Source organism: Rhodococcoides fascians NBRC 12155 = LMG 3623 (assembly GCF_001894785.1).
Classification (GTDB): domain Bacteria; phylum Actinomycetota; class Actinomycetes; order Mycobacteriales; family Mycobacteriaceae; genus Rhodococcoides; species Rhodococcoides fascians.
This window is the reverse complement of record NZ_BCWW01000008.1, coordinates 308,365-330,977: the sequence shown is the minus strand read 5'-3', so window position 1 is coordinate 330,977 and position 22,613 is coordinate 308,365. Positions and strand designations below refer to the sequence as shown.

General features: G+C 65.1%; 21 protein-coding genes. 2 read left to right on the top strand and 19 right to left on the bottom strand.

What is annotated here, in order from left to right:
• Positions 1-358: 358 nt before the first annotated feature.
• Positions 359-1,633 carry a tyrosine--tRNA ligase gene (gene tyrS / locus RFA01S_RS18525; RefSeq protein WP_027497224.1) on the bottom strand — a complete coding sequence of 425 codons (1,275 nt, stop codon included), beginning with the start codon at positions 1,631-1,633 and terminating at the stop codon, positions 359-361.
• 38 nt (positions 1,634-1,671) lie between these two features.
• Positions 1,672-2,325 (bottom strand): DNA-3-methyladenine glycosylase, encoded by a 654-nt coding sequence (locus tag RFA01S_RS18520; RefSeq protein ID WP_032391054.1) that lies wholly within the window; start codon positions 2,323-2,325, stop codon positions 1,672-1,674.
• A 73-nt stretch (positions 2,326-2,398) separates the two neighbouring features.
• Here RFA01S_RS18520 and RFA01S_RS18515 point away from each other — a divergent pair, with 73 nt between their 5' ends.
• On the top strand, positions 2,399-3,130 hold the full coding sequence (locus tag RFA01S_RS18515; RefSeq protein WP_032406811.1) for an ABC transporter ATP-binding protein: 732 nt from the start codon (positions 2,399-2,401) through the stop codon (positions 3,128-3,130).
• Positions 3,127-3,882, top strand: coding sequence for an ABC transporter permease (locus RFA01S_RS18510; RefSeq protein ID WP_032406663.1), 756 nt, complete (start codon positions 3,127-3,129; stop codon positions 3,880-3,882). Before RFA01S_RS18515 ends, RFA01S_RS18510 begins: the two co-directional genes overlap by 4 nt.
• Positions 3,883-3,892: 10 nt before the next feature.
• On the opposite strand, the gene RFA01S_RS18505 is transcribed toward RFA01S_RS18510, so the two are convergent.
• The 17 genes from RFA01S_RS18505 to infC form a co-directional block, all read right to left on the bottom strand.
• A complete protein-coding gene (locus tag RFA01S_RS18505) occupies positions 3,893-4,099 on the bottom strand; it encodes a Trm112 family protein (protein ID WP_027497228.1) in 207 nt (68 codons plus the stop codon).
• Between the two features lie 104 nt (positions 4,100-4,203).
• On the bottom strand, positions 4,204-7,221 hold the full coding sequence (locus RFA01S_RS18500) for an AMP-binding protein (RefSeq protein ID WP_032406812.1): 3,018 nt from the start codon (positions 7,219-7,221) through the stop codon (positions 4,204-4,206).
• Positions 7,222-7,322: 101 nt separating this feature from the next.
• Positions 7,323-8,771 carry an argininosuccinate lyase gene (gene argH / locus RFA01S_RS18495; RefSeq protein ID WP_027497230.1) on the bottom strand — a complete coding sequence of 483 codons (1,449 nt, stop codon included), beginning with the start codon at positions 8,769-8,771 and terminating at the stop codon, positions 7,323-7,325.
• On the bottom strand, positions 8,768-9,967 hold the full coding sequence (locus tag RFA01S_RS18490; RefSeq protein ID WP_032370344.1) for an argininosuccinate synthase: 1,200 nt from the start codon (positions 9,965-9,967) through the stop codon (positions 8,768-8,770). The genes argH and RFA01S_RS18490 overlap by 4 nt, the downstream gene beginning before the upstream one ends.
• Positions 9,968-10,019: 52 nt before the next feature.
• A complete protein-coding gene (locus tag RFA01S_RS18485) occupies positions 10,020-10,535 on the bottom strand; it encodes an arginine repressor (protein WP_032365512.1) in 516 nt (171 codons plus the stop codon).
• A complete protein-coding gene (gene argF, locus RFA01S_RS18480) occupies positions 10,532-11,467 on the bottom strand; it encodes an ornithine carbamoyltransferase (RefSeq protein WP_032365513.1) in 936 nt (311 codons plus the stop codon). Before argF ends, RFA01S_RS18485 begins: the two co-directional genes overlap by 4 nt.
• Positions 11,464-12,669 (bottom strand): acetylornithine transaminase, encoded by a 1,206-nt coding sequence (locus RFA01S_RS18475; RefSeq protein ID WP_032406664.1) that lies wholly within the window; start codon positions 12,667-12,669, stop codon positions 11,464-11,466. Before RFA01S_RS18475 ends, argF begins: the two co-directional genes overlap by 4 nt.
• Positions 12,666-13,580 (bottom strand): acetylglutamate kinase, encoded by a 915-nt coding sequence (gene argB, locus RFA01S_RS18470; RefSeq protein ID WP_032406665.1) that lies wholly within the window; start codon positions 13,578-13,580, stop codon positions 12,666-12,668. Before argB ends, RFA01S_RS18475 begins: the two co-directional genes overlap by 4 nt.
• Positions 13,577-14,815 carry a bifunctional glutamate N-acetyltransferase/amino-acid acetyltransferase ArgJ gene (argJ, locus tag RFA01S_RS18465; RefSeq protein ID WP_048318716.1) on the bottom strand — a complete coding sequence of 413 codons (1,239 nt, stop codon included), beginning with the start codon at positions 14,813-14,815 and terminating at the stop codon, positions 13,577-13,579. Before argJ ends, argB begins: the two co-directional genes overlap by 4 nt.
• Positions 14,812-15,867, bottom strand: a complete 1,056-nt coding sequence (gene argC, locus RFA01S_RS18460) for an N-acetyl-gamma-glutamyl-phosphate reductase (RefSeq protein WP_032406666.1) — start codon at positions 15,865-15,867, stop codon at positions 14,812-14,814. Before argC ends, argJ begins: the two co-directional genes overlap by 4 nt.
• Before the next feature lie 52 nt (positions 15,868-15,919).
• Positions 15,920-16,474, bottom strand: coding sequence for a hypothetical protein (locus RFA01S_RS18455; RefSeq protein ID WP_032406667.1), 555 nt, complete (start codon positions 16,472-16,474; stop codon positions 15,920-15,922).
• A 69-nt stretch (positions 16,475-16,543) separates the two neighbouring features.
• Entirely contained in the window at positions 16,544-19,030 is a 2,487-nt protein-coding gene (gene pheT / locus RFA01S_RS18450) for a phenylalanine--tRNA ligase subunit beta (protein ID WP_032406668.1), read from the bottom strand.
• Positions 19,031-19,085: 55 nt separating this feature from the next.
• Positions 19,086-20,153, bottom strand: a complete 1,068-nt coding sequence (pheS, locus tag RFA01S_RS18445) for a phenylalanine--tRNA ligase subunit alpha (protein ID WP_027497240.1) — start codon at positions 20,151-20,153, stop codon at positions 19,086-19,088.
• A gap of 70 nt (positions 20,154-20,223) precedes the next feature.
• Positions 20,224-21,030, bottom strand: coding sequence for a TrmH family RNA methyltransferase (locus RFA01S_RS18440; protein ID WP_032406669.1), 807 nt, complete (start codon positions 21,028-21,030; stop codon positions 20,224-20,226).
• A gap of 38 nt (positions 21,031-21,068) precedes the next feature.
• Positions 21,069-21,458, bottom strand: coding sequence for a 50S ribosomal protein L20 (gene rplT / locus RFA01S_RS18435; RefSeq protein WP_008715924.1), 390 nt, complete (start codon positions 21,456-21,458; stop codon positions 21,069-21,071).
• A gap of 86 nt (positions 21,459-21,544) precedes the next feature.
• Positions 21,545-21,739, bottom strand: coding sequence for a 50S ribosomal protein L35 (rpmI, locus tag RFA01S_RS18430; protein WP_008715923.1), 195 nt, complete (start codon positions 21,737-21,739; stop codon positions 21,545-21,547).
• Positions 21,740-21,855: 116 nt separating this feature from the next.
• On the bottom strand, positions 21,856-22,596 hold the full coding sequence (infC, locus tag RFA01S_RS18425) for a translation initiation factor IF-3 (RefSeq protein WP_045841242.1): 741 nt from the start codon (positions 22,594-22,596) through the stop codon (positions 21,856-21,858).
• Between the last annotated feature and the right edge of the window lie 17 nt (positions 22,597-22,613).

Sequence of the window (22,613 nt, the reverse complement as noted above, 5' to 3'; positions counted from 1 at the left end):
CACACACCATTCACGTCCGAGATGATCTCGTCGGTGTCCGGGGCAACCGTTCCAGCTTAGATCGGATGTTCAGGCTCAGTCAAACTGGCCTTCGATCCGCGGTTAAGACACAACCGAAGTATCTCCGAACCAGATTGTGTAGAGCGCGTCCGCTTCGCTCAGGCCTTGCGGTCTGGGCTGGCGTCCGTGTCGCTCTGACTTGGACAAAGTTACGCCCCGGATAACAACGCGTCAAATCCCCAGGTCGTTCGGACACAATCGGTGTGAACAGCCTGGTCGCGCTCGATGGATTGCCCCTCGAGCGGATGTCCAAACCAAATTACATCAATGTGACTCCGGCCACTGGCCGATCCTGGATTCAGCGAGCCACGCGTGCTCCCGCAAAGTTCCGCTTCCCGCGCCGGACCACCAACCATTGTCCGTGCAAGAGGTCGTCGCTCGACGGTGTCCAGTTCTCGTCGGCGATCTTGACGTTGTTCACCGCTGCCCCGCCCTCTTTGACCGCCCGTCGCGCAGCACCCTTGCTCTCGCTCAACCCTGTCGCGACAAGGAGGTCGACGATCGTGTTCGGAGCACCCACCTCGATGTCGGCCACAGATGCCTCGTGCAACGCCGCTGCCAGAGTGCTCTCGTCGAGGTCGGTGAGCTCGGCCCGCCCGAACAGTGCTTGGCTGGCGAGTTCGACCGAGCGAGTCGCCTCTTCGCCGTGAACCAGAGTCGTCATCTCTGCTGCCAGTCGCTTCTGAGCTTCTCGCGCGTGCGGTCGCTCCTCGGTTGCTGTCTCCAATTCGGCCAGTTCGTCCTGGGACAGGAAGGTGAACCAGCGCAGGTACTTGACCACATCGGCGTCACCGGTGTTCACGAAGTACTGGTACCAGGCGTACGGGCTGGTCATCTCGGGGTCCAACCAGAGACTGCCACCACCGGTGGACTTACCGAACTTCTTGCCGTCCGACGACGTGACCAGGGGAACGGTCAGCGCGTGAACCTGTTCGGCGTCCTGCCGACGGTTCAGTTCCACGCCGGCGATGATGTTGCCCCACTGATCCGAGCCACCGATCTGCAGACTGCAGCCGTACTCCCGGCGCAGCTGGACGTAGTCGTTGGCCTGCAACAGCATGTAGCTGAACTCGGTGTACGACATGCCGTCGCCCTCGAGCCGAGTCTTGACCGTCTCCCGCGCGAGCATGACGTTGATCGAGAAGTGTTTGCCGACGTCTCGGAGGAAGTCGATGGTGGACAGCTCCCCTGTCCAGGACAGGTTGTTGACCACCACGCCACCGGTAGGGCCGTCGTCCAGGTCTACGAACCGTTCGAGCTGCCCCCGGATACGCGACGCCCATTCGGTGACCACCTCACGGGAGTTCATGGTCCGCTCCCCCACATCGCGAGGATCACCGATCAGTCCGGTCGCGCCGCCCGCCAGAATGATCGGCCGATGACCGGCCCGCTGGAACCGCTTCAAGGCGAGCAGTGGAACGAGGTGGCCGGCGTGGAGCGAGGGTCCGGTCGGGTCGAAACCGGAGTACAACGTGATCGGCCCGTCCGAGGTGGCCTTCTTCAGTGCTTCCACGTCGGTGGACTGCGCGATCAGTCCGCGCCAGGTCAATTCGTCGATGATGTTCTCGCTCACGACGTCGATCTTCCCGCATGCACTTGCCGCCGCCTCGTTCAGCCCTCACGCAAGCCGGGCTGGGGAGCCCGGGGACTGCGCCGGTAGTTCGACACTGCAGGCGAGGCCGGTAGCCAGAAACGCCACGGTCTGTCTGCTGCCACGCTCACACCCACGCGTGGACCGACTTTCAACGCCTCGTCGCCCAGCGGATGTTCGAGCAGCTCGAGGGTGATCGGTGACGACGCGTCGAACAGATCGGTCCCGTTGTCGGCAAGTCCCACTCCGAGTGCTCGTCCGAGATTGCCGGGCCCTCGAGCCCACCCGGCCTCGACCCGCGCTGTTCGCGACTTTCCGCCACCGCGCCTGCCGTCGACGAGGTCGTGACCTGCAACTACCTGACCGGCTCGAAGCAGGACGGCAGCGGCCGTCCCGTCCGGCCCGCAACTGACGTTCATGCACAGGTGCATGCCGTAACTCAGGTAGACGTACAGCCGACCCGCCGGACCGAACATCACGGCATTTCGGGGTGTCGGACCACGGAAAGAATGCGCAGCGGGATCGGGCCACGGACCGTCGACCGGACCGCCGTATGCCTCGACCTCCACAATGCGTACCGACACCGCGCCTGCATGGACGGTGGCCCCGAGGATACGTCGGGCTGCGTCGTCCGGCTCTCCCATTTCCAAGTCAGCAGCGTTCACCCGTCCCATGATGCTGAACCCTTGACCTCGAGGCATCGATGGGGCTATGACTGCATCGATCGATGAGAGTCTGGAGGCCGACATGGCGTTCGCCGGGCAACATGCCGTCGAGATCACGGGGTTGACGGTTCGCCGCGGCAACCGAACGGTGCTGCACAATCTGTCCCTGACGATCCCGCGGGCTGCCATCACCGGCCTCCTCGGCCCATCGGGCTGCGGAAAGACCACGCTGATGCGCGCCATCGTCGGCACGCAGATCGTTGCCGGCGGAACCGTGACAGTGCTCGGATGCCCAGCCGGCTCCGCCTCCCTGCGCCGCACTGTCGGGTACGTGACGCAGGCACCGAGCGTGTACCGAGACCTCACCGTTCGCGAGAACGTGCAGTACTTCGGGTCGCTGTACGGTCGCCGCCACTCCGAGGTGGCGTCCGCCATCGCGGCTGTCGGACTCACCGACCATGCGGCGTCGAGGGCGGGTGAGCTCTCCGGTGGCCAACTGAGCCGAGTCTCCCTGGCCAGCGCGCTGGTCGCCGAGCCCGAACTCATCGTCCTCGACGAGCCGACGGTCGGGTTGGATCCCGTCCTTCGCTCGGAACTGTGGTCACGATTCGCCGCAATCGCTGCGGCAGGTACGACAGTGCTGGTCTCGAGCCACGTGATGGAGGAGGCAGAACACTGCAGCCAGCTCGTACTGATGCGCGACGGTGCTGTCCTGGACCGATCGAGCCCCGAAGCGCTACTGGCGCGGACGAAGGAAACGAACCTCGACCGCGCATTCCTCTCGCTCATCAGATCCACGGAACAGACATCGTGAACGCACGAATCTACGTCGCGGGTACCGGTCGAATCCTGCGCCAGCTCAGAGCCGATCACCGATCGGTGGCCATGGTCCTGCTCGTGCCGTCTCTACTGATGGTGCTGCTGTATTTCCTGTACCGAGACGTCCCAGCTCCCCTGAACCAACAATCGTCGTTCGATCGAATTGCGATCACGATGCTCGGCATTCTGCCGTTCGTCGTCATGTTTCTGCTCACGTCGATCTCGATGCAGCGTGAACGCAGCACGGGAACACTCGAACGCCTGCTGACCACACCGATGTCCAAGATGGACCTGCTTGCGAGTTACGGCTCGGCGTTCTCGCTCGCCGCTGTAGGGCAGGCGCTGCTCGCGTGTGCACTCGCATTCGGACTGCTCGGGCTCGACATCGACGGGTCGATCGGGTGGGTTCTGGTGATCGCGGTACTCGGGGCGATGCTCGGAGTGGCGATCGGGCTGTTGTGCAGCACTTTTGCACGTACCGAATTTCAAGCGGTCCAGTTCATGCCGGTCGTCGTGATCCCGCAGCTCTTCCTCTGCGGGCTCCTGGTGGCCCGCGATCAGATGCCGAGTTGGCTCGGTGCAGCCAGCAACCTTCTGCCGCTGAGCTACCTGGTGGACGCCCTGCAGGAGATATCCGTCCACGCCGATGCAACGAGGCGCATGGGGGCCGACATCGCCGTGGTCGTGATGTTCACCGTGGCAGCGCTGACCGGTGCGGCAGCGACATTGCGTCGGCGGACACCATGAACGAGGTGGTCTAGGACGTGGCGCGCGCCAGAATCGACTCGTGCTCGGCGTCGTCGACATCGCGCGCATCGTCGGCGAGCAACACCGGAATGCCGTTCTCTATCGGATATGCGCGACGCAGTCGCGGGTTGTAGAGCAATTCGTCCTCGACGAGCAGGAGCGGGCCCTTGTCCACAGGGCACGCGAGGATGGAGAGCAGTGTCGAGTCGATTGCCACAGGTGTCCTTCTGTCTGCTCCGACCGAGTCGGAGTGATGGTCTTCGTTCACGCTACCGAACGCCGATTGTTTCCGTCGTCGGGGCCGCCGGCCGTTCCTTCATGTCAGGAAGACTTCTCGACGGTGGCCTGACGTCCCACGAAGCGTTCTGCCACAACAGCTTTCGTCAGTCGTCGGTAGCTGTTCGACTCCGGATCGTAGTACCACGATCGTGCGCTCGGAGTAGGAATTCCTGCCTGTTTCAATGCAGACGCGTTGGGTCGATAGGCGCGACCGACCGGAATGTCGGACACAACGTGGACGATCGCCGGGCGCTCGTCCGGAAGCAGGACTCCCAGGGCATCGGTGAGAGCGCGAGCGGTGATCACCGCTTCCGGCTGCAGGGAGACAGCACACACGGCAACCTCGGTGGCCGACGCTTCCATGCGGATCGACCGTGGCCCGTCGACGGCAACACGAACCCCGTAGACCACGGCCGAACCGACCTGGTCGAGATCGCCGACGGCGTCGACGATCGGCTGGGTGTACACCGGACCCCGCGCCGAGCGAACCACGGTGTCCTTACGATCGATGAGCCAGTAATCGCCGTCCGAATCACGCCGGAACAGGTTCTCGGTGGGTATCCACGCGTCGGTGGGCTCGAAGACCCCACGCATGACATGGCTGGTCGCCTCACCGTCACCGCTCGGGCGGCCCAGGAGTAGCCCGATCTCGTCGTCGCGGCACTGCCGCACGAATCCGTCGTCGTCCTCTTCGAGTCGGCCGGTGATCGGGTCGTACGCCGCCAGAGCCACTCGCGCACTGCCGGGCAGAGGGCGTCCCTTCGAGCCGATCTTCGTCCCGGCGACATTGGCCAGAATGACGTCGTTCTCGGTGGAGGCATAGAACTCGAGCACTCGCGCCGGGGTGAACTTCGCCAGGGTGCGACGCCACAATCCCACCGGCATCCCGGAGCCGATGAACAGCCGAACCGGGTGACCGGTGTCGACCGGGAAGCGCCCGTCGTCGACGATCTGCTGCATCATCGTCCAGGTGTAGCTGACGACAGTGACGCCGTAGCGGTACACCTCTTCCCTGAAGCGCTCGGGATCGAGACCACGGGAGAGCGCGATCCTCGATCCGCCGGCAAGCGCGCCGCCGATGGTCACAAGTATGCCCGCCGAATGATGGAGCGGTGCAAGGCAATACACAGTATCGCCGGGACCGAGAGCGGCCGTCGTCGCGGTACCGAATGCGGACAGTGCCCAGCGATGGTTGGTGATGTATCGCGGTTCGAGGCCACGGTCGGTGGTGGTGAACAGAATCATCGCCAGTTCGCGAGCGCGACCGGGATCCGGCTCGAACCAGGCCGGTAGCCGGACGGCGTCGGGGTCGATGGCTTCGAGGTCGATCACTTCGTAGCCGTCCGGAACATCGAGCCGCCGCGTCTCGCCGCCGCCGAGCACCAGTACGTTGGGCGCGACCGGAACCGCCGCCGCGGCATTTTCCGGATCGGCGATCACGGTGTCGACGTCCACGGTGCGTAACGCGGCAGTGAGGTCGCTACCCGGCTGCAGCAACACCGGAACAGCGCCGATGCGCGAGAGAGCTGCGATGGCGGCGAGGGCACTCGGCCTGGTCTCCATCAGCACACCGATGCGCGATGCCGGCCGTACACCGACACTGATCAGACCTCGAACCACGTTGTCGATACGCACGTTGACGGCGTCGTAGGTGTGCACTCGGTCGTCGAAGAGGAAGCACTCGCCGAGCGGGGACTTTCTTCCCTGCTCAGCGATCAAGCGGCCCAACGAGACCCGACTGTGCGGCTGCATCTGCCCCAGCCGTGCCAGCCGCGGAAGGGTGCGCACGGCCTCGGTCGAGATCTCACGAGTGCCGCGCACGGCACCGGTCGCGGCCGACGCCAATCCGCGTCCTACACCGACTCCCACTTCGGCGATGGAGGCAGCGGTATGAATCAGCCTGTTGGTGATCGACACTCCGCTGTCGCTGTCCGAGTGCTCCTCGTGTTCCATCACGCGCACGGCCTCGGGCTTCGGTCCGAGGTTCTCGCGCCACCGAATCCAGTTTCCGGTGGTCGGCCACGTCTGCGCAGCTGCCGTGCTACCCACCACGAGACCGAAATGGCCTGCACGCAAGGTCGTTTCGAATACCTGAGCACGCGGTGCGGCACGCCGGATTCCGCGCACCGCCAACGGCTGTCCGATGTCGTCCACCTCGCCGACGAACGCCAAGACCGGCACCGTCAACTCGGCAAGCGTCAACAACCTGTCCTTGATGACGAAACCGCCGGTCATCATGCGGTTGTGCACGACGAACTGCTTGAGCAACTCGGCCACGGCGGGCCCGGACCACGCCACCCAGCCGTCCATCGCCAGGAAGCGGCGCTGCGGCTCCCGAGGCAACAGTGCTTCCCGGTCGTGCAACTGTCGCAGGAAATCCAAACGAGACCGCACGGTCTTCGCCGGGTCGAGCAGCTGAAATCCTGTCCGCGCCATCCACCCCGACACGGCCAAGCGCGTGAATACGTGGTCGGCGAGAAACTCCGCGCCCCGAGTGGCGACACCGGCCGGGATACCCAGCGGCAAGCCTGCCAAGGTGTCCACCGGAGCCCCGAACGTGATGAGGCTGGCCAGGTTTCGTCCACCTCGATAGGCGGCAGCCTGGTAGCAGAACATGCCGCCCTGCGAATACCCTCCGAGGTGAACGTCGCGGCCGGTGTGCTCGTGCACCTTGTCCACGACCTCGCTGATGGCGACGACGTGATCGGCCAGAGTACGGCTCCATCCGCCCTCTTCGGTATCGGGCGAACCGAAATCGACCACCCACGGGTCCATGCCCATGCAGTGCAGAATTCCGGCCGCACCTTGATCGGTGGTGACGTCGTACACGTCCGCGGAGACCATCATCGGCGGAATCAGCACCACCGGAGGACTGTCCACGGGAACGTCGTCGGGGAAGTAACGCCGCAACCGATACATCGGCTCGCGGTCCATCACCCGGAAAGGCGACGGATCGACCTCGGTCTCGAGTCCACCCAGCCGGATGACCTCGAGGCCGTTCTGGGCCGTTGCGATAGCACGCCGCAGTGGACCACGTACCGCGTCTGCATTCAGTCCCACAAATACACTCCTGCGTTCGGCCCCGACGGAACGACCGACATCGGTCTTCGCGTGACGAAAGCTTCTCACATCACACTCGTGGAATACGGCGAGGATGTCGACTAGTGCCGCAACACCGGCACCTCGGCCCACGCGCGCAACGTCGACGCAGTCGCCCGCACACCACCGAGCTGGTGCGCCACCTGAACCGCCGCGGTGCCGCCGCGAGCATCACGCGAGGAAATGGAGCCCTCCACGGTGAGCACCTCGCGCACCGCCGGAGTGAGCGCCGGATCGATCGACGCGAGCTCGTCGTCGGTCAGATCCACCAGCCCGACGCCCCGCGCTTCCGCCGCGCGCACGCAGGCTCCCGCTGCCTCGTGAGCTACCCGGAACGCAATCCCTTGCCGCACCATCCATTCGGCGATGTCGGTGGCGAGCGTGAACCCGGCCGGCGCGAGTTCGGCCATGCGATCGGTGTGGAACTCCAATGTCGCCGTCAAACCGGTGAGTGCCGGGAGCAGCAACTCGAGCTGAGCCACCGAATCGAAGACCGGCTCCTTGTCTTCCTGAAGATCCCGGTTGTACGCCAAGGGTTGTGCCTTGAGGGTGGCCAACAGGCCGGTCAGATTTCCGATCAGGCGGCCCGTCTTGCCACGAGTCAACTCCGCGACGTCGGGATTCTTCTTCTGCGGCATGATCGAACTGCCCGTCGACCATGCATCTGCAAGAGTCACGTAACCGTATTCGGGTGTGCTCCACGAGATGACCTCCTCGGCGAACCGAGACAGGTCCACCGCCGTCATCGCCAATACGAACGCGGCTTCCGCCGCGAAATCACGCGAGGACGTGGCGTCGATCGAGTTCTCGGCGGACGAATCGAACCCGAGTTCGGCGGCGATCTTCTCGGGGCTCAGACCGAGCGAGGAGCCGGCCAGAGCGCCGGAACCGTAGGGCGACACCGCCGCTCGCCTGTCGAAATCCGCGAACCGCTGGACATCACGCAGCAGCGGATGGGTATGTGCGAGCAGATGATGCGCCAACAACACCGGCTGCGCCGCCTGTGAATGAGTCTTGCCGGGCATGACCGCGGTGGGGTGAGCCGCAGCCTGAGTTGCCAATGCGTCCACGACGTCGAGAACACCGACCGCCACCCGACGGACGGCGTCGCGCAACCACATCCGGAACAGGGTCGCGACCTGATCGTTGCGTGAGCGGCCGGCGCGCAGGCGACCACCCACCTCGGGTCCGACCCGGTCGATCAAACCGCGTTCGAGGGCGCCGTGCACGTCCTCGTCCGACTCGGCCGCGACGAACTCACCGGACGCCACGTCGTCGGCCAGCCGCTGCAAACCGTCGAGCATGGTCTCGAGGTCCTGCGGGGTCAGCAGTCCGGCACCGTTCAGAACCCGAGCGTGCGCCATGGACGCACGGATGTCGTAGGGCGCGAGAACCCAGTCGAAGTGTGTCGATTTGCTCAGGGCAGCCATGGCAGCCGCGGGGCCGGAGGCGAAGCGCCCGCCCCACAGCGAGCCTTCGTTGGTTCCGTGTGCGTTGCTCGAAGTGGTCACAGGCCCAGGTCCCGCTTCGCTGCGATCTTGGAGGAGAGCCCGTGCAGCTGCACGAATCCCTTGGCCGCCGACTGGTCGAACGTGTCGCCCTCGTCGTAGGTAGCGAGGTTGAAGTCGTACAACGACTCCCCGCTGCGACGGCCGTTGACGATGATTCCGCCCGCGTGCAGCACCAAGCGGATGTCGCCCGAGACGTGTTCCTGCGTGTGCTGAACGAACGTGTCGAGTGCACCCTTGAGCGGCGAGTACCACAGGCCGTCGTAGACCAGCTCGGCCCACTTCTGGTCGGTATGACGCTTGTAGCGGCCGAGTTCGCGCTCGAGGGTCACGTGCTCGAGTTCTTCGTGCGCACGGATCAGGACCATCGCACCGGGAGCCTCGTAGATTTCACGGCTCTTGATGCCGACGAGCCGATCCTCGACGACGTCCAATCGGCCGACACCCTGAGCGCCCGCACGGGTGTTGAGTTCTTGAATCGCACCGAGCACCGACACCGGACGGCCGTCGATGGCGACCGGGCGACCCTTGTCGAACGTGAGGATCAGTTCGTCGGGTGCCTGGAAGTTGACCGTCGGATCCTCGGTGTAGTCGTACACATCCTTCGTCGGCGCGTTCCACAGATCTTCCAGGAAGCCGGTCTCCACTGCTCGTCCCCACACGTTCTGGTCGATGGAGAACGGTGACTTGGTGGTGACGTTGATCGGAATGTCGTTCTCCTCGGCGAACGCGATCGCCTTCTCCCGGGTCCACGCGTAATCGCGTACCGGTGCCAGCACTTCGAGCTCGGGAGCGAGCGTGTTGAAACCGACCTCGAACCGGACCTGATCGTTGCCCTTGCCCGTGCATCCGTGGGCGACGACGGTTCCGCCGTGCGCACGTGCGTTCTCCACCAGATGCTTGACGATCAGCGGGCGGCTGATGGCCGAAACCAACGGATACCGGTCCATGTACAGCGCGTTGGATTGCACCGTCGGCAGGCAGTACTCGTCGGCGAACTCGTCCCTGGCGTCGACGACGACCGATTCGACTGCGCCGCAGTCCAATGCGCGCTGGCGGACGACATTCATGTCCTCACCGCCCTGGCCGAGGTCGATGGCAACAGCGACGACCTCCTTGCCGGTCTCCCGTCCGATCCAGCTGATGGCGACAGAGGTGTCGAGTCCGCCGGAGTAGGCGAGGATGACGCGTTCGGCCATGGTGATGACGCTCCTTCGTGGTTCGTGTGGTGCAGTGCGGAGTGACCGGATCTCAGTTTCCGCGTCGAGCGAGCTTTTCTATCTTGTCGGCGATCTCGCCGCCGGTGGTCGGTTCACGAGCGATGAGCAGGATCGTGTCGTCCCCGGCGATCGTTCCCACGACTTCCGGCAATGCAGCACGATCGAGGGCGCTGGCCAGGTAATGCGCAGCTCCGGGCGGTGTCCGCAGAACTGCCTGGTTTCCGCTGTGATCGGTGGACACCAACAGCTCCCCCAACAGCCGCAGGAGACGGTCGGTTCCGCCCGACACCCCCCGCACCGGGCTGCCGTCCTCGGGGACCACATACACCCCGACGCCGCCGTCGGGAGCGCGCAACTTCACCGCACCCAACTCTTCGAGGTCACGCGACAGCGTCGCCTGGGTGGTGTCGATCCCCTCGGCGGCGAGCAACGACGCCAGCTGCGGTTGACTGCGCACCTGATGCGTGGCCAGCAACGCGATGATCCGCGCCTGTCTGCCCGCGCGGGTCGACGCGGTCAGCGGAACCGCAGTGACGTCGTCACTCACGGTCGCCGAGCCTGCTCGAGGAGCCAGACCAGCAGTGCTTTCTGCGCGTGCAGACGGTTCTCGGCCTCGTCCCAGACGACACTGTGCGGACCGTCGAGCACCTCGTCGGTGATTTCCTCGCCGCGGTGGGCAGGAAGGCAATGCAGCACGACCGCATCGGATTTCGCCTTCGACAGCAGCTCGGAGTCGATGCGGTAGGGCCGGAACGGAGCGACTCGATCGAGTCCGTCGTTCTCCTGACCCATCGATGTCCAGGTATCGGTGACGAGAGCGTCGGCACCGTCGGCGGCCTCGTCGGGGTCTTCGGTCACCGTGATGGACGCTCCGGTCTCCTCGGCGCGCGCACGTGCGGCATCGAGGACGTAACCGAGTGGTGCGAATTCCTTCGGAGCGGCGATCCTGACATCGAGTCCCGCGGTCACTCCGCCGATGAGAAGCGAATGTGCCATGTTGTTGGCACCGTCGCCGAAGTACGCCAGCGTCCTCCCGGTCAGGTTTCCCTTGTGCTCGATCAGCGTCTGCAGATCGGCGAGGACCTGGCAGGGATGGAATTCGTTGGACAGCGCATTGACGATGGGAATCGTTGCACCCGTTGCCATCTGCTCCAGTCGCTTCTGGCCGAACGTACGCCAGACGACCGCCTCGACGTAGCGGGACAGCACGCGGCCGGTGTCCTGCAGAGTCTCCTCGCGTCCCAGTTGAGTGTCGCTTCCGGTGACCACAACGGCGTGGCCGCCCAACTGCGCAATGCCCAACTCGAACGAGAACCGAGTTCTGGTGGAATTCTTCTCGAAGATCACACCGACGCCCTTCGGCCCCTCGAGCGGCCGCTTGGAGAACGGAGCCCGCTTGATCTCGGCCGCGAGCGCCAGGATTTCTCCCTGCTGCTGCGGGGTGATGTCGTCGTCGCGAAGGAAGTGCTGAACGGTCATGGCTGGTGGGCCTCCTGTGCTGCGTCGAGAATTGCCGGTAGTGCCGAGACGAACGACGCGGCCTGCTCTTCGGTGATGATCAGCGGCGGTGCGAGCCGCAATACGTCTGGTTGCGCTGCATTGATCAGGAAGCCTGCGTCACGGGCCGCCACCTCGGCCGCAGGCGCAACTGCGGCCGTGAGCACCACTCCGAGCAGAAGCCCGGAGCCCCGAACATGGCTGACGAGAGGGTGTTCGAGAGCCTCGATGGAATGAGCGATGGTCTTGCCGAGACTGTCGGCGTGCGACACGAGGTCGTCGGCGGCAATGGTCCGCAACACAGCCAACGCAGCAGCGGCGCAGACCGGGTTGCCGCCGAAGGTGGTGCCGTGCTTGCCCGGATGCAACAACTCCCCCGCCGCCCCGATACCGATGCAGGCTCCGATGGGCAGACCCCCGCCCAGTCCTTTGGCCAAGGTGATCACGTCGGGCACGATGCCGACCGACTGGTGGGCGTAGAACCAGCCCGTGCGGCCGATACCGGTCTGCACCTCGTCGAGGACCAACAGCGCGCCGTGCTTCGCCGTGATCTCACGTGCGGCAACAAGATACCCGTCGGGAGGAACGACCACGCCGCCCTCCCCCATGATGGGTTCGAGAAACACTGCGGCGGTGTCGGAATCGACGGCTGCCTCGAGCGCGGCGATGTCTCCGTAGGGCACGTGCTGGACACCGGCAGGCATGGGTTCGAACGGAATTCGCTTGTCGGCTTGTCCGGTGAGCGCCAGTGCACCCATCGTCCGTCCGTGAAAGGCCTTCTCGGCGGCAATGATGTGAGGACGACCGGTCAGACGCGCGATCTTGAACGCCGCCTCGTTGGCCTCGGTACCCGAGTTGCAGAAGAACACTCGTCCCGTCGTACCCGCACCCAGGTGTGCGAGCAATTGCTCGGCCAGTTCGATACCCGGTTCCGTCGCATACAGATTCGACGTATGACCCAGAGTGGAGAGCTGAGCAGTGACCGCCTCGATCACCGCAGGATGAGCGTGGCCCAGGATATTGACGGCGATACCGGCCAGCAGGTCGAGGTACTGCTTGCCGTCGGCGTCGGTCACCACAGCGCCTTCGCCTCGAACGAGCGCTACGCGCGGCACACCGTAGTTGTCCATCAGCGACGTGGACCACCGCTGCTGTAGATCGACCGTGGACTGCGTGCCGGTCATGACGTGACTCCTGACGTAGACAATTGATCGGGGGTGACCATGGTGCCGATCCCCTCACCGGTGAACAGCTCCACCAGAACCGAATGTTCGACGCGACCGTCGATGACGTGCGCCGACGGCACGCCGGCCCGAACGGCCCGCAGGCACGCTTCCATCTTCGGAACCATCCCGGCATCGAGCGTGGGCAGCAAGGCGTCGAGTTCCGACGCGTCGATTCGAGAGGTCAGGGAACTGCGATCGGGCCACGCCGTGTAAAGACCCTCGACGTCGGTGAGCACGACCAACTTCTCGGCCCCGATCGCACTGGCGAGAGCGGCAGCAGCGGTATCGGCGTTGATGTTGTGCACCACGCCGTCACTGTCGGGTGCGACGGTGGAGACCACCGGAATGCGGCCTGCGGCAATCAGATCGAAGATCGCCTTCGGATCTACCGAGGTGACGTCGCCCACCAGACCGATATCGGTATCGATGCCGTCGACCAGGACCGAACGACGCGTCGCGGTGAACAGGTGCGCGTCCTCCCCCGAGATTCCGACGGCATACGGCCCGTGACTGTTGATCAAGCCGACGAGTTCACGGCCGACCTGCCCGAACAGCACCATCCGAACGATGTCCATGACTTCCGGTGTGGTGACCCGGAATCCGCCGCGGAACTCACCCGTCAGGCCCAGCCTGGTGAGCATGGCCGAAATCTGCGGGCCGCCGCCGTGCACGACGACGGGGTGAATTCCGACGGTGCGTAGAAACACCATGTCGGCGGCGAACGCTCGTTTGAGATCGTCGTCGATCATGGCGTTCCCGCCGTACTTCACCACGACGATCTTGCCCGAGAAGCGCTGGAGCCAGGGCAGTGCCTCGGCGAGCGTGAACGCCTTCTGCGCTGCCGTCAATTGCGTTGCAGCAGCAGTCATGACGAGTACGCCGAGTTCTCTTCGACGTAGGCGTGGGAGAGATCCGTCGTTCTGATCGTGGCCGTACCGGACCCGAGTCCGAGGTCGATGGTCACGGCGATATCGACTCCCGACAGGTCGACCTCGCGCGCACCCGGAGCGCCGACGCCGTCGATGCACACCGGATTGCCGTTGAACGACACAGCAATCCGATCCGGATCGAGTTCGATCGGAGCAATACCGATCGCCGCGAGTACACGGCCCCAGTTGGGGTCCGAACCGAACAGGGCCGTCTTGGTGAGACTGTCCCTGGCGACCGTCCTCGCACCGACGAGAGCCTCGTCCTCGGATACTGCACCGGAGACGGTGATCTTCACTCGCTTCGTGACGCCCTCGGCATCGGCCATCATCTGATCGGCGAGGTCGTCGCATACCGCCAGAACAGCAGCGTCGAGGTCCTCCTGCGACGGGCTCACACCGCTCGCCCCGGAGGAGAGCAGCAGTACCGTGTCGTTCGTGGAGGATGCGCCGTCGACGTCGAGTCGGTCGTAGGACAACCGGGTGGCCGCACGAAGCGCGGTGTCGAGCTGCTCCGCGGTCGCGACGGCGTCGGTGGTGATGACACTGAGCATCGTGGCCAGCGAGGGTGCGAGCATGCCCGCGCCCTTGGCCATGCCACCGACATTCCACTTGTCTGCGTGATGAATCGCGGCCTGCTTCGGAACGGTATCGGTGGTCATGATCGCGTAAGCGGCATCGGTGCCACCGGAGATACCGCCGGCCAGTTCGTGCACCACCTCGGTCACCCCCGGCAACAGCTTGTCCATCGGCAACCGATCGCCGATGAGACCTGTCGAGCACACGGCAACCTCGATGGCCCCTGTTTCCGAACCCCAGTTGCTCAACACGGACGCGACCTCCTCGGCCGTCCGATGCGCGTCCTGGAAACCGGGTGCACCGGTACAAGCGTTGGCACCGCCCGAGTTCAACACCACCGCGCGAAGCCGACCGGTGGTGAGCACCTGCTGCGACCACAGCACCGGCGCGGCCTTGACCTTGTTGCGGGTGAAGACGCCCGCTGCCGTGAAGTCCGGGCCCTCGTTGAACACCAGAGCCAGATCGGACCTGCCACTTGCCTTGATACCCGCGGGAATCCCGGCCGCACGGAATCCGGCAGGAGACGTCACGCCCTGGGAACGCACGAGCTTCCCCGCGATCGAGGCGACCGTATCCGTCTCGCTCTTCAGGCCGGTCATGGAGCAACTCCTACGGTAGAGAGACCGTCGGTCTCGTCGATTCCCAACGCCAGATTCATCGATTGCACTGCTGCACCGGCTGTTCCCTTGGCCAGGTTGTCGATGGCCGCGATGACCACCAGCAAGCCGGCGTCTGCATCGACGGACACACTCATCTGCACGGCGTTCGATCCGATGACCGAACCGGTCTGCGGCAGCCGCCCGGCCGGAAGAACATGAACGAAAGGCTCCGCGGCATAGGCCTTCTCGTACACCTCGACGGCCTGAGCCTCGGTAGCGGTGGTCACGGCCGTACAGGTGGCCAGAATGCCACGCGGCATCGGCGCGAGTACCGGAGTGAACGACACCGACACGTCGGTACCGGCCAAAGCCGACAGGTTCTGCACGATCTCGGGAGTGTGCCGGTGCGCGCCTGCTACCGCGTATGCGCGAACCGAGCCCATCACCTCGGAGCCCAGCAGGTCGGCCTTGGGTGCCCGGCCCGCACCGGACGTGCCGGTGACCGCAACGATGTTGACCCGTGGCTCGATGATTCCGGCGGCAACTGCCGGGGCCAGGGCAAGGCTCGACACCGTCGGATAGCACCCGGGCACGGCGATACGCGTGGCCCCGACCAGGAGCTCGCGGTGCCCCGGTAGCTCCGGGAGCCCGTACGGCCAAGTCCCCGCATGCGGGGACTTGTAGTACTTCTCCCAGGCTGCCGAGTCGTTGAGGCGGAAATCGGCACCGCAGTCGATGATCACCACGGATTCGGGCAACTGGAGCGCGAGTTCGGCGGATTTACCGTGCGGCAACCCGAGGAAGATCACGTCGTGTCCGGCAAGTTCGTCGACCGTCGTGGGGCCGAGCACACGGTCGGCAAGCGGCAACAGGTGGGGATGGAACTCACCCAGTGTCGCGCCTGCGTTGCCACCCGCAGTCAGCGCTCCGATGACCAACGAGCCGTCGCGTACAGCTGGGTGGCCGAGCAACAGGCGAAGGATCTCACCACCGGCGTAGCCACTGGCACCCGCCACCGCGATGCGCTTCGGCGTTGCCTCCGAAATAGTCATACGGTTTATTATGCAGCATCATGCAAGCTCATTCATCGGCGGGCCGGAAACGCTAGCTGCTACCCATCGATCTACGAATTTCGTCGAGCTTCTTTCGGCCGGCTTCCTGCCGATCGTTCCACTGTTTGTCCAGGTCCTGACCGGCTCTCGATTCCCGGTCCAGCTCCTCCGCCCCGACAGCCGTACCCGAGCGATGCTCCACCTTCTCTCGCACCCCATCCCAGGTCGGAACCCCGGAGTCGGTGAACTCGCCCGTAGTCGCACCGCCGACATAGCCCCCACCCCCGCCGACGGGAAGGTCGTCGACCAATTCCGCATCGATGACGCCCGGCACCGTTCCGCCCAACGGAGCTCCCGGTGGTGGATCGCCGAGCGGCTGGTCGATACGAGGTTTCGTCACCTGCGGAACATCCACATCGGGAACGGTTCCCGGCGGGACGCTGCGATCCGGACCGGCGGGCTCGGGTTCCGCCGTCCCCAACTCGGCCGCCAGAGCAGATGCCGCCGCTGCCACCGGAGCCAACCGAGGTCGGCCGGCCACCGCCGCGAGAACCTCGTTCAACACCTGCAGATCCGAGGCCGTGGCCTGCGTGTCGGATTCACTCATCGGCTGCTCCCGTCGTCGTGCCCGTCATGACACCACGCTACGCACCACACCGGCCGCGCCGTCGACGGTTCAGCTACGCAGCTGGGCACCGACCGCTGTGGACGCCGCAGCCACGGCTGCGTCGCGAGCCGCCGTCGCCTGATCCTCGGTCAGCGTTCCGTCCGAACCGCGGAACCTGAGGGCGAACGCCAACGACTTACGCCCCTCGCCGACCTGCTCACCCTCGTAGACGTCGAACAGTCGGATGGACTCGAGCAGTTCTCCACCGCCGATCGTCAGCGCAGCCTCGACGGACGCAGCGGGCACGGACGCGTCGACCACGACAGCGACGTCCTGCAACACGGCCGGGTATGGGGATACCTCGGGGGCCGGAAGCGATTCGACGACGGGCAGAGCGCTCAAACTCAGCTCCACAGCACACGTACGCGGCGGCAAACCGGCTCGCTCGAGCACGGCCGGATGCAGTTCGCCTGCGTGCCCGACGACCTCACCATCGAGAAGAACCTCGGCGCACCGGCCCGGATGCCAGGGAAGGTGGTGTGCTGCACGAAGATCGACGTGCACGCCGGACGCCGCGGCAACCGTGCGCACAGCGGCGAACGCGTCTGCGGCCTCGGCTGCTCGGCCCGGTCCCCACGGCCCGGACGGCTCACGCTGACCGGCGAGCACCACGCCCACGTGTACCGGCTGTGCGGGGAGGGACCCACGGAGCATCGCGATCTGATCGTCGGTCGGTCGCCGATCGACCGGCAACGCGTCCACCGCAGCGGTCGCGTCGTGCCGGAGAACGACCTGGGCGATTCCGAACAACGACACGTCCCGCTGACCGCGCGCGATGTTCCTGCTCAGCATTTCGAGCAGACCGGGAAGTACGGTCGTCGCAAGCTCGGGGCGGTCGGCCTCGAGAGGGTTCAACACCGACGTCGTCGCTCGGCGCGGGTCGTCCGCGTCGAGGCCCCACGTGTCGAAGATTCCCTTGGGCAGGAACACCGGCGGAAGAACTTCGACATAGCCGGCGAACGCAAGGGCCTTGCCGACTGCCCGCCGACGCTTCTGCTCGGCGGTGAGGCCGCGCCCACCGGGAGCGGACGGCAGAATCGACGGGATCTTCTCGAGCCCTTCGAGCCGCAGCACCTCTTCGACCAGATCGGCGCGCTGCACCAAGTCGGGTCGCCACGAGGGAGGATCGACGACCAGTTGTCCGTGGCCGCCACCGTCGACATCCACCTCGACGGTGCATCCGATCTGAGTGAGCCGTCGAGCAGCGGTCCCGTCGGGGTACTGCACACCCGCGATCCGATCGGGCAGGTCGAAGTCCATCGTCACCGACGGGAAACGGGCAGCCTCGCCGATGTCGGTCAGCACCGGTTCGATACGTCCACCGGCGATCTCGACGAGCAACTGTGCGGCCCGATCGAGCGCCGCAACCGGGAGCGCCGAATCCACAGTCCGCTCGAAACGTTTGCTCGCCTCGCTCGACAGCTTGTGGCGACGGCCGGTTCGGAACACCGCGAGCGGATCGAACGATGCTGCTTCGAGAACGACATCGCTGGTCGAGTCGTCGACCTCGGTGGACGCCCCGCCCATGACGCCGGCCAACGAGATGGCTCCCGTTCCGTCGGCGATGACCACGTCTTCCGCATCGAGCGACCGCTCGACGCCGTCGAGCGTCGTGAGCGTCTCCCCCGCATTTGCGCGCCGCACGACGAGATCACCGTCGAGCTTGCTCGCGTCGAAAGCATGCAACGGCTGGCCGAGCTCGTGGAGCACGTAGTTGGTCACGTCCACCGCCGCCGAGATCGGTCGCACCCCGGCCAGCAGCAGTCTCCGCTGCATCCACCAGGGAGTGACGGCAGCGGGATCGATACCGACGACCTTGCGCAGAGCGAACCGAGAAGTACCGGACTCAGGCTCGACCGTCACGGGCCAGGCGTCACCGGTGACCTCGGTGGGCATCGTGCGCGCCGGATCCACATACGGAAGATCGAAGCTGCACGCCAACTCACGAGCCAGGCCGCGTACCGAGAAGGCGTACCCGCGGTCCGGTGTCACGTTCAGCTCGATCACCGAATCATCGAGGCCCAGAACGACTTTGGCATCGTCGCCGGGCTGCGCAGTCCCTTCCGGTAGCACCAGGATGCCGGAGTGGTCCCGGCCGAGACCGAGCTCGAGCGTCGAGCAGATCATCCCGTTGGAGTTGCGGCCGTACGTCTTGCGCGACGCGATGGCGAACCCGCCCGGCAGAACGCTGCCGGGCAGCGCCGCGACGATGAGGTCCCCCTCGGCGAAATTGCGTGCACCGCAGACGATCTCCTGCGGCTCGTCGGCCCCCACGTTCACGAGGCAGAACCGAATGGGCTTCTTGAATTCGGTCAGTTCCTCGATCGACTCGACCCGACCCACCACGAGGGGCCCCGTCACGTTGTCCAACGAGACCAGCTCCTCGACCTCGAAACCGACGCGTACGAAACCCGCGTCGAGCTCGTCGGGCGAGACGGACCAGTCGGGAGTACCCGCGTGCAGGACCTCGGTCAACCAGGAATGTGGGACTCGCACGTGTGCTCAGCTCTTTCTTGTATCCGAGATGAAGTGGGGCTGGAGAGTGGCCGCGTCAGGCCTGAACACCGAAGGGCAGAGTGAACCTGATATCCCCCTCGACGATGTCCCGCATGTCCGGGATGTCGTTGCGGAACTGCAGAGTTCGCTCGAGACCCATGCCGAACGCGAAACCGGTGTACACCTCCGGGTCGATGCCGCTGGCCTGCAACACCTTCGGGTTGACCATTCCGCAGCCACCCCATTCGACCCAACCGGCTCCACCCTTCTTCTTCGGGAACCACACATCGACCTCGGCGGAGGGCTCGGTGAACGGAAAGTAGTTGGGCCGCATCCGAGTGCGCGTATCGCTGCCGAACAGAGCCTGCGCGAACGCGTCCAACGTTCCGCGCAGATGCGCCATCGTCAGGCCCTTGTCGATCGCGAGCCCCTCGACCTGATGAAAGACCGGAGTGTGCGTCGTATCGAGCTCGTCGGTACGGAACGTTCGGCCAGGGCAGACGACGTAGATCGGTACGTCGCGGGAGAGCATGGACCGCACCTGCACCGGCGACGTGTGCGTACGCAGTACCTGCCGCGAGCCCTCCGGTGCGATATGGAACGTGTCCTGCATCGTGCGAGCCGGGTGATCGGGCAGGAAGTTCAACGCGTCGAAGTTGAAGTGCTCGGTTTCCACCTCGGGGCCTTCTTCGACCTCCCAGCCCATACCGACGAAGACATCGGCGACCTGCTCCGAGATGATCGTGATGGGATGGCGCGCTCCGACGGGTGCCCGGTCGGTCGGCAGCGTCACGTCGATCGTCTCGGCCACGAGAATCGCTGCATCGCGCTCCGCCGACAGCACTGCGCGGCGCTCGTCGAAGGATTTCTGCACCCGGTCTCGTGCCACCTTGACGCGCTTGCCTGCGTCCGCCTTCTGATCACCGGGTAGAGCTCCGAGGGCGCGCTGAGCCAACGCCAGTGGCGCCTTTCCACCCACGTGATCGATTTTGACCTTCGTGAGCGCATCGAGGTCCGACGCGTCGGCGAACGCCTGCTCGGCCGAGTCCACCGCAGCGTCGAGTGCGGACTCTTCGAGAACGCTCGGATCTACCGGCTCGGGCCCGGACTCTTTCTTCGCCACGACAGATGCACTCCTCGAATAATGGTCGGTCTGCACGAAGCAGAGTGGTAACGATCCTAGGCGACCGTATTCACGGGGTCGCCGACCGTCGTCGAACACGGGCGCTCGCGTAGAGGCACAGTGCCGCGGCGGTCGCCAGGTTCAGACTCTCCGCCCGACCGTGGATGGGAATTCTGATCCGGTGATCGGCAGCTTGGGCAACGGGGAGGGACAAACCGTGGGCCTCGTTGCCGAACAACCACGCAGTCGGCTGCTGGAGCAGCTCGTCTGCGTCGTCCAAGTCGACTTCGCCGTCGGCGGCAGTCGCCACGACCGTCAGGCCGGCACGGCGCAGTGCGTCGATACCGTCTTCGATCGAGCGCTCCCGCGCAATGGGAAGATGGAAGACGCTGCCGGCCGAGGCCCGCACGCATTTGCCGTTGTGCGGGTCGACGGAGTCGCCGAGCAGGACCACCGAATCGGCCCCGGCGGCATCGGCAACACGAATGATCGTGCCGGCATTACCCGGCTCGGCCATTTGCACCGGAACGGCCACCAGCCGCGGTGTTCCTGCCAACGCACGGTCGATCGGGACGTCGACCAACTCGGTGACTGCGATCAGACCCTGCGGGGTGACGGTGTCCGACAATGCCTTCGCGGCACGATCGGTGATCGGAAACACCCGTGCGCCACCGGCCTCGATGGAGGCGATGAGGCTCTCGTGTCGGTCGAGGGCATCCGCGGTGAAGAACAGCTCGCGGACCGAACCGAACCGAGCAGCCTCGGACACAGCGTTGAAGCCCTCGGCAAGGAACAGTCCCGTCTTCTTGCGCTCTGCAGCGCGAGCGAGCTTGACGGCCGAAACGACCCGCGGAGTTCGCTCGGTCAGCGAATCCACGGGTCGTTTCGGAGTTGAATCGTCGTGCGGCGACTCGCTCAGGCTGCTTCTCCAGCAGGAGCGTTGACATCGGCAGGCAGTGCAGCCTTGGCGATGGCGACCAAGCCGGCGAATGCCTCGGCATCGGACACAGCGAGCTCGGCGAGGATCTTGCGGTCCACCTCGACGCCCGCGGCCTTCAGGCCCTGGACGAAGCGGTTGTAGGTGATGTCGTTGGCCCGCGCTGCAGCGTTGATACGCGTGATCCACAGCTTGCGGAAGTCACCCTTGCGCGCGCGGCGGTCTCGGTACGCGTAGGTGAGCGAGTGGAGCTGCTGCTCCTTGGCCTTGGTGTACAGACGTGAGCGCTGTCCGCGGTAGCCCTTGGACGCTTCGAGAATCGAACGGCGCTTCTTCTGGGCGTTGACGGCCCTTTTTACGCGTGCCACTGGTGAATCCTGTCGATCTGGGGGCGTGTGAAACCCCGAATGGTAATGGGATGAAGCCGACCGAAATCAGTCGGCGGCGAGCCGGATCAGATGCCGAGCAGGCGCTTGATCCGAGGCACGTCGGCCTTCTTGACAACGGCGACACCATCGAGGCGACGAGTCACCTTGGTGGGCTTGTGCTCGAGCAGGTGGCGACGGCCGGCCTTCTGGCGCAGGATCTTGCCGCTGCCGGACACCTTGAATCGCTTCTTGGCACCACTGTGCGTCTTCTGCTTGGGCATGAAATCCTCTGTTCTGTATTAGCTCTTCGGTGGTGCATGGCACAGCCACGCAGCGCCTCGGAACGGACTGCGCACCGAGGCGGGTGCGGGACTGTCTTACTGGTAGAGCGCGAAGCTCAGTTGGTCTGAGCCGGAGTAGCCGGAGCTGCTGCGGCCGGTGCCTCGGCAGCCGGAGCTGCTGCGGCGGGCTGTTCCGGCGCGGGGGCCGGTGCGCGTTGCGCAGGCGGCGCGGCAGCGCTTTCCTGAGCCTTCACGCGAGTCTTGGCACCCTTGTGCGGAGCCAGGACCATGGTCATGTTGCGGCCGTCCTGCTTGGCCGACGTTTCCACGAAACCGAGTTCCGCGACGTCGGCACCCAGGCGCTGCAACAAACGGAAACCCAGCTCGGGGCGCGACTGCTCGCGACCACGGAACATGATGGTGACCTTGACCTTCGAGCCGGCTTCGAGGAAGCGAACCACGTTGCGCTTCTTGGTCTCGTAGTCGTGCGCGTCGATCTTGGGGCGGAGCTTCTGCTCCTTGATGACGGTGAGCGTCTGGTTCTTGCGCGATTCGCGCGCCTTCTGCGCAGCCTCGTACTTGAACTTCCCGTAGTCCATGATCTTGCAGACCGGCGGACGTGCGTCGGGAGCTACTTCGACAAGATCGAGGTCGGCTTCGAGAGCCAAGCGGAGTGCATCTTCAACACGCACGATCCCCACCTGTTCACCGCCTGGTCCGACAAGACGGACCTCGGGAACTCGGATGCGATCGTTGATGCGGGTCTCAGTGCTGATGGGGCCTCCTAGGTAGTGCGGTGTGGTGTGTAACCCGACCGCCTGCCACTTACACAGCCCGTCGCCCTCGAACCTCGACATCACGCTCGGCGAACCAA